General features: G+C 29.3%; 12 protein-coding genes. 6 read left to right on the top strand and 6 right to left on the bottom strand.

Annotated elements, in window-relative coordinates; genetic code table 4:
- Positions 1-121: 121 nt before the first annotated feature.
- The 4 genes from VBM88_RS00945 to mutM form a co-directional block, all read right to left on the bottom strand.
- Positions 122-2,893, bottom strand: coding sequence for a cation-translocating P-type ATPase (locus VBM88_RS00945; protein ID WP_323680220.1), 2,772 nt, complete (start codon positions 2,891-2,893; stop codon positions 122-124).
- A 218-nt stretch (positions 2,894-3,111) separates the two neighbouring features.
- Positions 3,112-3,444 carry a Smr/MutS family protein gene (locus tag VBM88_RS00940; protein WP_323680219.1) on the bottom strand — a complete coding sequence of 111 codons (333 nt, stop codon included), beginning with the start codon at positions 3,442-3,444 and terminating at the stop codon, positions 3,112-3,114.
- Positions 3,435-3,971: an isochorismatase family cysteine hydrolase gene (locus VBM88_RS00935; protein ID WP_323680218.1), complete on the bottom strand. Its 537-nt coding sequence runs from the start codon at positions 3,969-3,971 to the stop codon at positions 3,435-3,437. Before VBM88_RS00935 ends, VBM88_RS00940 begins: the two co-directional genes overlap by 10 nt.
- Before the next feature lies 1 nt (position 3,972).
- Positions 3,973-4,827: a bifunctional DNA-formamidopyrimidine glycosylase/DNA-(apurinic or apyrimidinic site) lyase gene (gene mutM / locus VBM88_RS00930; protein WP_323680217.1), complete on the bottom strand. Its 855-nt coding sequence runs from the start codon at positions 4,825-4,827 to the stop codon at positions 3,973-3,975.
- A gap of 99 nt (positions 4,828-4,926) precedes the next feature.
- Here mutM and VBM88_RS00925 point away from each other — a divergent pair, with 99 nt between their 5' ends.
- The 5 genes from VBM88_RS00925 to VBM88_RS00905 all read left to right on the top strand — a co-directional run bounded on the left by VBM88_RS00925 (position 4,927) and on the right by VBM88_RS00905 (position 8,921).
- Positions 4,927-5,397 carry an L-threonylcarbamoyladenylate synthase gene (locus VBM88_RS00925; protein WP_323176378.1) on the top strand — a complete coding sequence of 157 codons (471 nt, stop codon included), beginning with the start codon at positions 4,927-4,929 and terminating at the stop codon, positions 5,395-5,397.
- Positions 5,398-5,678: 281 nt separating this feature from the next.
- The gene (gene deoD, locus VBM88_RS00920; protein WP_257088632.1) at positions 5,679-6,383 is read left to right on the top strand and encodes a purine-nucleoside phosphorylase; all 705 of its coding nucleotides are present in this window, start codon (positions 5,679-5,681) and stop codon (positions 6,381-6,383) included.
- A gap of 1 nt (position 6,384) precedes the next feature.
- The gene (locus VBM88_RS00915) at positions 6,385-7,680 is read left to right on the top strand and encodes a pyrimidine-nucleoside phosphorylase (protein ID WP_323176379.1); all 1,296 of its coding nucleotides are present in this window, start codon (positions 6,385-6,387) and stop codon (positions 7,678-7,680) included.
- A gap of 48 nt (positions 7,681-7,728) precedes the next feature.
- Positions 7,729-8,391 carry a deoxyribose-phosphate aldolase gene (gene deoC, locus VBM88_RS00910; RefSeq protein ID WP_323176380.1) on the top strand — a complete coding sequence of 221 codons (663 nt, stop codon included), beginning with the start codon at positions 7,729-7,731 and terminating at the stop codon, positions 8,389-8,391.
- 107 nt (positions 8,392-8,498) lie between these two features.
- The gene (locus VBM88_RS00905) at positions 8,499-8,921 is read left to right on the top strand and encodes a hypothetical protein (protein ID WP_323176381.1); all 423 of its coding nucleotides are present in this window, start codon (positions 8,499-8,501) and stop codon (positions 8,919-8,921) included.
- Between the two features lie 79 nt (positions 8,922-9,000).
- On the opposite strand, the gene VBM88_RS00900 is transcribed toward VBM88_RS00905, so the two are convergent.
- Positions 9,001-9,231 carry a hypothetical protein gene (locus VBM88_RS00900; protein ID WP_323176382.1) on the bottom strand — a complete coding sequence of 77 codons (231 nt, stop codon included), beginning with the start codon at positions 9,229-9,231 and terminating at the stop codon, positions 9,001-9,003.
- Positions 9,224-10,072, bottom strand: a complete 849-nt coding sequence (locus tag VBM88_RS00895; protein WP_323176383.1) for a DegV family protein — start codon at positions 10,070-10,072, stop codon at positions 9,224-9,226. The genes VBM88_RS00900 and VBM88_RS00895 overlap by 8 nt, the downstream gene beginning before the upstream one ends.
- 211 nt (positions 10,073-10,283) lie before the next feature.
- On the opposite strand from VBM88_RS00895, the gene VBM88_RS00890 reads away from it, so the two are divergent.
- On the top strand, positions 10,284-10,637 hold the full coding sequence (locus VBM88_RS00890) for a PTS glucose transporter subunit IIB (RefSeq protein WP_323176384.1): 354 nt from the start codon (positions 10,284-10,286) through the stop codon (positions 10,635-10,637).
- The last annotated feature ends 12 nt before the right edge of the window (positions 10,638-10,649 follow it).

Raw genomic sequence — 10,649 nt, 5'->3', positions numbered from 1 at the left:
AAAATTCAGTATCACTCACATGGTACTGTTTTTTTATACTCTAATATGCAAAATTATGCAAAAATTGTAAAAAAAACAGTCAAACTGATTAATTTAACTGTTTATGTGATTTGTAAGGTAATTAGTTTTTCTTTGCTAATTTAGCTTTGATGTGATTGTTAGGGTTAAATTTAATAAATTTGTAAAGTTTGTAGAATTCAAATGAAACTGTAAGGACAAATCCAAGCAATAATGGAATTAGTCAGTAAACAACTGAGTATGATGCTCCTAAACTAATTAATTTTGCATTATTTACAAACTCAACAATATCAACATTTCCAAACACTGAAGCAAGTCCGGGAATGAATGCTGAAGCAACAACACAGATAAAGCTAAATGCTGAAGCTAAGTAAACTAAGTAGTATTTTTTAATGTTTGTTACAAAAATGCTTTTTGAAGACATTAGGTTAAGTGAGTTAATACTTGAACCAATACCTAATGTAATGAATGTAGCAGAAGATGTAAGTTTTACAAATCATTCACCTTTGATACCTTGTGATTGAGCATATAACCCAACAAACAAGTATGAAAGTAATGATACAAATCCTAAGATTGAACTTTGGATAATTAAACTAATACCCATTCCATTTGCGAAGATACTATCATTTTTATTAAATGGTTTACGTTTCATAACATCTTCTTCATTTGGCACCATTCCAAGTGCAATAGCAGGAAGTCCGTGTGTAAGAAGGTTAATTCATAATAATTGTGCAGCTGTAAGAACAATAAATTCAGCTGTATTGATTGCATCTTTAAAGATAAATCTAAAGATGAATAAACCAAATAACATAACGATAATTTCTGTTAATGAAGAAATAAGTAAGTTTAAGATAACTGTTTTAATTCTGTCGAATGTTTCTCTACCACTTTTTACAGCGTGTACAATGGTGTTAAAGTTGTCATCAGTTAAAATAACATCAGCAGCTTGTTTAGAAACATCTGTTCCTGTAATTCCCATTGCACAACCAACGTCAGCCGCTTTAAGAGCAGGAGCATCATTAACACCGTCTCCTGTCATAGCAACAACTTGATTGTGTGCTTGTCAAGCTTTAACAATACGTAATTTGTCAGATGGATTTACACGAGCATATACAGAAATGTTTTTAACTTGTTCTAATAATTGTTCATCACTCATTTCTGCTAATTGTTTTCCATCAATTGCAATATCTCCATCTTTGAAAATTGATAAGCTTTTTGCAATTGAAATAGCAGTTGTCAAGTGATCACCTGTAATCATAACTGTTTTAATTCCAGCTGCAGCAGCTTCTTCGATTGAAGCTTTAACTGAAGCTCTAGGTGGATCAATCATTCCGATTAATCCTAAGAATACTAAATCGTTTTCATCTTCAACACTAATTGAAGTTGTATCAGGTTTCATTTTTTTGTATCCAACAGCAATAACTCTGATTGAATCGTTTGATCATTGTTCATTGATGTGTGAATATTCATCAGCTTTGTTTTTTGATTTAGCAAAGATTACATCAGGAGCACCTTTTGTAATCATTACTCTACCACCTTCAGGTGTTTCAATTAAAACTGACATTGTTTTTCTGTCACTATCAAATGGAAGTGAAGAAATCTTTTTGTATCTAGAATAGAAACTATCTTTCGAATTGTTATTTTCAATTCCAAATCTTAAGATAGCTGTTTCAGTAGGGTCTCCAACTTCGTTGTAACCATTTTCAAGTTTTGTAACTTCTGCATCACAACAAGCAACAAATGATGCTAATGTTTGTGATTTAGCTAAGTTTTTATTATTTGGATCACCTGCTTCAAAGAATTTAACAACTGTCATTTTATTTTCAGTTAATGTTCCTGTTTTATCTGAACAAATAATTGATGTAGAACCTAATGTTTCAACAACAGGGAATGCTTTGATAATTGCATTTTGTTTTGTCATTCTTGAAACACCGATTGCTAAAAGAACTGTTGTGAAAGTAATTAACCCTTCAGGAATTGCAGCTACTGCAAGTGAAATACCAATGACAACAGCGTTTGAGTACACTTGAGGTTCATTTCAAGTGTTTGAAATTGTGTTTGTTAAAACAATTTGTAAGATTGTTGTTAAGAACAATAATACAACCCCAGCAATTCCGAAGATTTTACTTAATTTGTTTAATTTAATTTGTAATGGCGAAAGTTGAACTTCTTGTTCTTGGATAGATGAGTTAATCTTTCCTATTTCTGTGTTAGCACCAATTGCTTTTACAAGTGCAATTGCTCTACCATTTACAACATATGTACTTGAGTAAATTTGATTGTATCTATCACCTAATGGTAAAGATTCAATGTTTTCAATAGTTCCAACTTTTTTATCTACAGCAAGCGATTCACCAGTTAATGATGATTCAACTACACTAAGTGAGTAAGATTCAACTAATTCAGCATCAGCAGAGATGTAATCTCCAGCTTCAACCACAATTAAATCACCAATTGTAACTTGTGATGATGGAATAACAACTGTTTTTCCATCTCTTATAACTTTAGCCATAAGCTCATTAGATTTAGCTAATGCAGCTACAGCTTGATCACTCTTGATTTCCTGATAAGTTCCAAGCATAGAGTTAAGTGCTACAACTACTAAAATGATGAATGGTTCAATATATGCGATAACGATTTCACTAGTTGTTTTTAATCTATCATCAACGTGTTCTCAAATAGTAACACCAAAACTAAATGCAGCAGCGATTAAAAGAATGATGATCATAAAATCTTTAAATTGATTTAAGAAAATTAAAAAGATGTTCTTTTTCTTTTTAGTTTCAATTGTGTTTAAACCAAATTGTTGATTTCTTTTAAGTGCTTCCTCAGAACTTAAACCAAGTTTTAAATCAGTTTGTGTTAAGTTTTCCATTTTTTCTCCTTTCTTATGTAATTTAACTTATAAATAAGTTAAATAATTATACCTTTTGTTTCTGATTTGCTAAATTTAATATTTTGAAGCTACAAAATACAAAAACCACTAGCACATAGACTTAAAAGTCTTTAACTAGTGGTTAATTATTAAAGGTATTTTGCTGCTTATTTAGATTTTTATAATCCTGATAAATCTAAATTTAAAGCAATTTATTCTTATTCTTCTTCGTTCTTGAAGTTATTAAATAAATTGTCTACATCTAATGGTGACATTGAAAATTCTTCATCGTCTTCATATGAAACATAGTCATATGTTGAATGTTGTTCATTGAATCTATTTATTAAATAAGCTCCATCGTCATTAAAAATAGAGTATCTAATATTATTAGAATGCAAGTAGTTTTCTAATGTAGTTTTTAAAATACCAGTACCTTTACCTGTGATGAACATAATTTGGTCAACTTTACCAGTTTTATAATCAAACAAATTGTTTGTAATTACAATTAGAGCCTCTTCAGCTAATAAACCGTGTAAATCAACTACTCTCATACTCTAATTTTAATTCCTGCGTTTTTCATTATGTCTAGAGCAAAGTTGTGGAATTTATCTCCATTATGTTCAGAAGCATCATATGTATCAGTTGCATTTGAATAAACTATGACTTTTTTATCTGAATTTATTTTGTTCAAGTAAATTTTTAAACTTAAAGCAAGTTGCATAACACAAATATCTGTACAGCAACCTACAAGCACAAATTCATCATATTGATCTCATAAGTTCATTGGAATGTCGTAAAACCCATTTGTAGTATTTTTATAATAAATTTTTTGAACATATTCTTGTAATTCAGGAACTATTTGTGATTCTTTATCATTAGCTAAACAGTGAATTGGATAAGTTTTCATTTCCAAATCATCTTCAGAGTGATGGTCGCATATGAAAATATTATGCTCATAGTTTTGCAACATATCTTCTATAGTAGGAATAATATTATTTATTCTACTTGAAGATAATTTTCCTTCTTTAGCAAAACCGTTAAGCATATCTATTACTATTAATAAACTTTTTTTATTCATCTTATTGTTCTTTTTGACAAACAGGACAGAATGATGTTCCTCTCCCATTTGGTTTAAAGTCTAATTTAACTTTTTGAACAATTCCTTCTTTACATACTAAGCAACGTTTATTAGCTCTGCTATAAACTCTTAAATAGTTTTGATAATGTCCAACTACACCATTAACTGACGCATAAGTGTGAACTGTGCTGCCACCTGCTTTGATACTGTCATCCATAATGATTTGTGCATTTTTTAAAAGTTCTTTAAGTTGTTCTTTAGTTACTTTGTTGCATTTAGTCATCGGGTAAATTTTAGATGCAAATAAACATTCATCAGCATAAATGTTACCTATACCTAAAACAAGTTGTTGATCTAATAATGCAGCTTTAATTGAAATGTTTTTTCTTTGTAATTTTTCATATAAAGCATCAACATCTACATCTTTAGGTAACTTAGCTAACTTTTTGATTTCATAAACACTTCTTTTATCAGTGTTTGCAAAGTATTCAATTGATCCGAACATTCTTGGATCAACAAAAACAAAACATAAGTTGTCAGATAAATAAAATTCAACAATTATATGATTTACCATTTTCTTTAAGTCGGCTAAATGTTGTTGTTCTACAACATAAAACATACCTGACATTCTTAAATGGATAACCATTTTGGAATTGTCATCTAAATAAATTGTGATGAATTTACCATAATTTTGAATTTGGATAATTTTCTTATCAGTAACTGATTTTACAAACTCATCTAAAGGTACATTTTTAATAATTTTAGAAACATTAATTTGTACATTTTTGATAGTTTTGTTTAATATTTTTTTATTTAATTGTTCTGTGATTATAGTCACTTCAGGGTATTCTGGCATTTTTACCTCCATTTTTTTAGGGTTAAAAGTTTTTTAAATAAATTTTAAAAAAATTTAATTTAGTATATATATTTTACTCTATAAGAGTAAAATTAAAATATGGAAAGATCAAAATATAAAGATATTTTACTAGTATCTACAGATACTGTACCTGGACTTGGTGGTTTTGTTTCTCCTGAAACATTAGAAGCACTTTATGAAATTAAACAAAGACCATTAGATAAAAAGATGGTAATTGTTGTAGGTTCATTAGAACAAGCTCAAGGATTTGCGCAATGAAATGAAGAAGCAAATGCATTTGCTATTCATAAATGACCTGGAGCAAATACAATTATTGTAAACGATCAAGGTTTCAGAATGCCAGCTTGCAAAGCATTTCAAGAGTTCTTAATTAAAAATGGCCCAATGTATTTAACAAGTGCTAATTTATCAGGACAACCAGCTTCGAAAACTTTAGAAGAAGCTAAAGCACAATTCCCAATGATCGAAAATGTTATTGACTTCTGTGAAGGAACAGGAACACCAAGTACAATTTATAATTTAGATACTAGAGAAACTATCAGACGTTAAAATGTCTATAAAAAACTCAAAAATAGAACTTTTGTCAAAGTTTTGTTTTTGGTTTGCATTTTATAATAACTGCTTCCATTAAATGAATTTATATATGAAATTATTTTGTGCATATTTTAGTTAGTCTGCTTGACTAACTTTTTTATTTTCCTTATTAATAATATATTATTAATAATTTTTATAACTTTTTGTTTTAAGTGTTAAAATATTTTTGACTAAAAATAGTCCACATCATACTTAATATTTTGATGTTTTTAAATTATTAAATTTAGGAGGAAAAAATGACACCACACATTCATGCTAAAAAAGGTGAAATAGCTAAAACAGTTATTATGCCAGGTGACCCATTAAGAGCAAAATTTATTGCTGAAACATACTTAGATGAAGGGTTCAAATTAGTTAATACAGTTAGAAATATGTTTATGTACACAGGTACATACAAAGGAAGACCAATCACTGTAGCAGCTAGTGGAATGGGATGTCCTTCAATCGGGATTTACTCATACGAATTATTCAAATTTTATGATGTAGATAGAATTATTAGAATTGGTTCAGCTGGATCATACAAAGCTGACTTAGGACTTTACGAAGTTGTTTTAGCATCAGAAGCTTTTGCTGACGCTGATGCATTTAGAAGAATTGCTTTAGGAAAAGAAGGAAACATTTCATTACCTTCAGCAAAATTAAACGAAGAAATTAAAGCTATTGCTGCTTCACAAGGAACAAAAATTACTGAAGGAAGAGTACATTCATCAGATATATTCTACTCAGTTGTTCCACTTGAACAAAGAATTGAAGAAACACAATCAGTTTGTGTTGAAATGGAATCATTTGCATTATTCACAAATGCTGAAGCTACAGGAAAAGAAGCTGCTTGTTTATTAACAATTTCAGATAACTTAATTACACACGAAGAAACATCAGCTGAAGAACGTCAAACAGCATTTACAAAAATGATGGAGATTGCTTTAGAATTAGCAAAATAATATGCGTGTAGTAGATATTATTGAGAAAAAACGTTTAAATCACGAACTAACAAATGAAGAAATTGAATTTTTAATTAATTCATACGTTAGAGGTGAAACACCAGATTACCAAATGAGTGCATTCTTAATGGCAGTTATGTTTAATAAAATGAACTCAAGAGAAATTGCAACAATGACAAAATATATGATGCATTCTGGTGAAGTTATGAACTTATCAGCTATTCCTGGTATTAAAGTTGACAAACACTCAACAGGTGGAATTGGAGATAAAACAACTTTAGCAGTAGGGCCAATTGTTGCTGCTTTAGGAGCTCCAGTTGCTAAAATGAGTGGTAGAGGACTTGGACACACAGGTGGAACTATCGATAAATTAGAAACAATTCCAGGTTTCACAGTTGAATTATCAGAAAAAGAATTTATCGAACAAGTTAAAGAACATGGTATTGCAGTTATTGGACAATCTGCATCACTTGTTCCAGCTGACAAAAAATTATATGCATTAAGAGATGTTACAGCAACAGTTGAATCTATTCCACTTATTGCTTCATCTATTATGTCTAAAAAATTAGCAACAGGTTCAAATGCTATCTTACTTGATGTTAAATGTGGAAATGGTGCTTTTATGAAAAATGAAAAAAGCGCTATTGCATTAGCTGAAACAATGATTAGCATTGGTAAAGAACTTAATGTAGACACAAGAGCCGAAATCACAAATATGTCAAGACCAATTGGTCGTGAAATCGGTAACAAAAACGAAGTTCTTGAAGCTATTAGAACTCTTGAAGGAAAAGGACCTGAAGATTTCAATGAATTAGTTTACTCATCTTGTGCAACAATTTTAGAACAAGCTAAAATTGCTAAATCACACGATGAAGCACTTAAAATGGTTGATGAAGTTATTAAAAACGGAAAAGCTCTTGAAAAATTCTATGAATTTGTAAGAGTACAACATGGTGATGTAGAAGCTCTTAAATCACCTACATTCTGAAATCCTAAATACAAATTAGAAGTTGTTTCAGAAGACGAAGGATACTTAGAAATCTTTGACGCTTTAACATTTGGTATTGTTTCAATGAAATTAGGTGCTGGAAGAAAAACAAAAGAAGACAGCATTGACAATGAAGCCGGAATTACATTGAACAAGAAAACAAATGAAGAAGTTAAAAAAGGTGATGTATTATTCACATTATATTCATCAAACCCAATCGATGTTGAATTAGTTAACGAACTTAAACAAGGATACAAATTCAATAAAGAAAAAGTTGAAAACAAAATTATTATTGCTAAATTACAATAATTACATTAAACACTTAATTTAAATAGTTAAATTTAAACAAAGGATAAAATGAATTACAACAAATTAATCGATCATACTTTATTAAAAGCTGAGGCGCAAAAAAAAGACATTGATAAATTAATCGACGAAGCTATTAAATATGACTTTGCTACAGTTTGTGTTAACTCAGGATGAGCAAAATACGCAGCTGAAAGATTAGCAGGAACAGGAATTGGTGTTACTGTAGTTGTTGGTTTCCCTTTAGGAGCTAACATTACAGCAGTTAAAGCACATGAAGCTAAATTAGCTATCGAACACGGTGCTACAGAAATTGATATGGTTATGGCTATCGGACGTTTCAAACAAGGAGACTACGAATACGTTCTTAACGACATGAAAAAAGTTAAAGAAGCTTGTGGAGATAAAGTTCTTAAAGTTATTATCGAAACAGCTTTATTATCAGAAGAAGAAATCAGAAAAGTAACTGAAATCGTTATGAAATCAGGTGCTGAATTCATCAAAACTTCAACAGGAACAAGCTTCCGTGGTGCATCATTAGAAGATGTTAAAATTATGAAAAGCGTTTGTGGAGACAAATTACTTATCAAAGCAGCTGGAGGAATTGCAAACATTGATGATTTAATCGCAATGTACGAAGCTGGAGCCACAAGATTTGGAACAAGTCGTTCAATCGCTATTGTTGAAGGAAAAACTTCTAAAGAAGGATACTAATCCTTTAATAATTATCAGATCACTATCATAAGATGGTGATTTTTTAATGCGCTTTATTCAATTTAAGTTCACATTTGACTAAATTTACTAAATAAATGAGGTGCGAAATGAAAAATAAAGAAAAACTTATAGATTTATTTGAAGTTCACGAAATCAGTGATGATTTATTCGACTTCTTATTTAAAAAATCGAAAATGACTGATAAATTAATTATGCCAATCTTACAAGTGGGTGATGAATACTTATTCTGTGAGGTTAAACACAAGAAATTCAGATTAGACAGTGATATGGGTGTACTTTTATATACTGCAGATGGGTTAACTGATTATGAACTTAATGTAAACACAATATTTAAAATTAAAGAAGATATCTTATTTAAGAATTCATACAACATTAATCACGAAGTACTACATAAGAAAATTAGTGAGTTTAATGAATTAGAAATTCTACAAATCATTCACGATAAGGTTATGGACAATCTAAGAAATGTAAAAGTAATTCAAATCAATCGATTAAACAATCAAATTTAGTCAAGTTAAACACAAGAAACACTAAAATTAGATTAAAAAACATCTTAACAACTACGTTAAGATGTGTTTGATTATGTAATTATATTCATTTAAGTGCAATAGCTGTAATTAAGACAGCTACTAATGCAATTAATAGAACTAAAGAGAAAACAGCTAGTATATATGCTAGTCTATTTTTCTTATATCTTTTAACAGATGTTTCGTCTTTAACATTCTCTTCGATTACTAAATCAACTAATTGAGTATATTTTTTCTCTGATTTGATTGTTGAGTAACCTGGTTTTTTAGCATTTTTCTTTTGTCTAGGCATCGTAACCTTCTTTTGGAGTTATCATAATAGCAAAAGCTTCAGGACCTGTGTGAACTGAAATAACACTTGAAGTAAGTTGCTCATTAACAAGTGTAATTGAGTGTTTTTGCGCTTGTTCTTGAACTAATTTATTAACTTTTTCGTCTATACCGTGCATTCAAGTAAAAACGTAATCTTCTGGCTTATCAACTACTTCCATTACTTTTTCAAATAGTTTTTTAATAGCGCCTGATGAAGTTAATTTGAATGAAACAAATGAAACTGCATCATTTTTATCATATGAAAGGACAGGGTAAATACTTACTTTTGAAGCGATAAACTTTTTAACTGATGATAATCTACCACCTGAAATTAAATATTTTAAGTTCATAGGGAGTAAGAATGTGTGTGATTTATGATTTAGTTTAGCAAGATGATTAATAATAGATTGAACTTCTAAGCCTTGCTCACTTAGTTTTTTAGCATATTTAGCTGCATATAATAATTGAACACCTGCAAAGTGATTATCAACTACATGAATGTTTTTATATTCATTAGACATAGCTGCAACGTGATTTGGTGTAGAAGATAATTTAGATGAGATACCTAAATAAATAACTTCTTGGTTTTCCTCAGCAGCTTTTTTAACTGTGCTTTGAAGGATATCTAATTTTGGTGATGAAGATTTAATATCAGTTGCATTAGCAAGCTGCTCTAAAACTTCAATGGGGTCAACTATACCATCTTGATAAACTTTTTTATCAATTTCTATCTGTAATGGTAAATAATAAAATCCTTGAGCTTCTGCTTCGGTTTTTGAGATTCCTGAAAAGGAATCGATAATAATACCTATTTTTTCCATGAAGTAAATTATATAGCAATTTATTGTAAAAAAAGTCTTATATATACATAAAATGTATATATAAAAATATATGCATTTTTAGTAATAATTTAGTTTTATTTTTTGACTAAAATGCCTTGTACACTATGCTAAAAGTATTTTCGCACGTGTATATGTATATATAATATAAAAAATATTTAATAATAATTATATTTACAATATAATTATTACTATGACTAAACAAATGACAAAGATTATTTTTCTAACTATTATTACGTTAGGTTTCATATGAATTAAATGAAACAAAGAAAAGAAAGCTAAGAATACTATTTACCAAAGTAACAAGCTTCCTTTCAAAGTTGAACAATTAGTTAGTGCTCTAGGTACTAAAGAAAATATTGATAACTTTGAAGTTAAAATAAGTAGACTGGTTGTAACAGTTAAATCAAACAACAAAGTTGATACAGAAGCTTTAAAAGAATTAAAAGGTGTAAGTGGAATTTTATTATCTAGTTCTAAAGTATCTATAACACTTGGTGAGTATGCTAATGAAACATTTAGACAATTAGAACAACAAGCAAAATAATGAGGTTATAAA

The sequence above is a fragment of the Mycoplasma sp. 1232 genome (assembly GCF_034863345.1).
Classification (GTDB): Bacteria; Bacillota_I; Bacilli_A; order Mycoplasmatales; family Metamycoplasmataceae; genus Mycoplasmopsis.
Note: the sequence above shows the minus strand (reverse complement) of the source record. Positions and strands in the feature narration are given on the sequence as shown.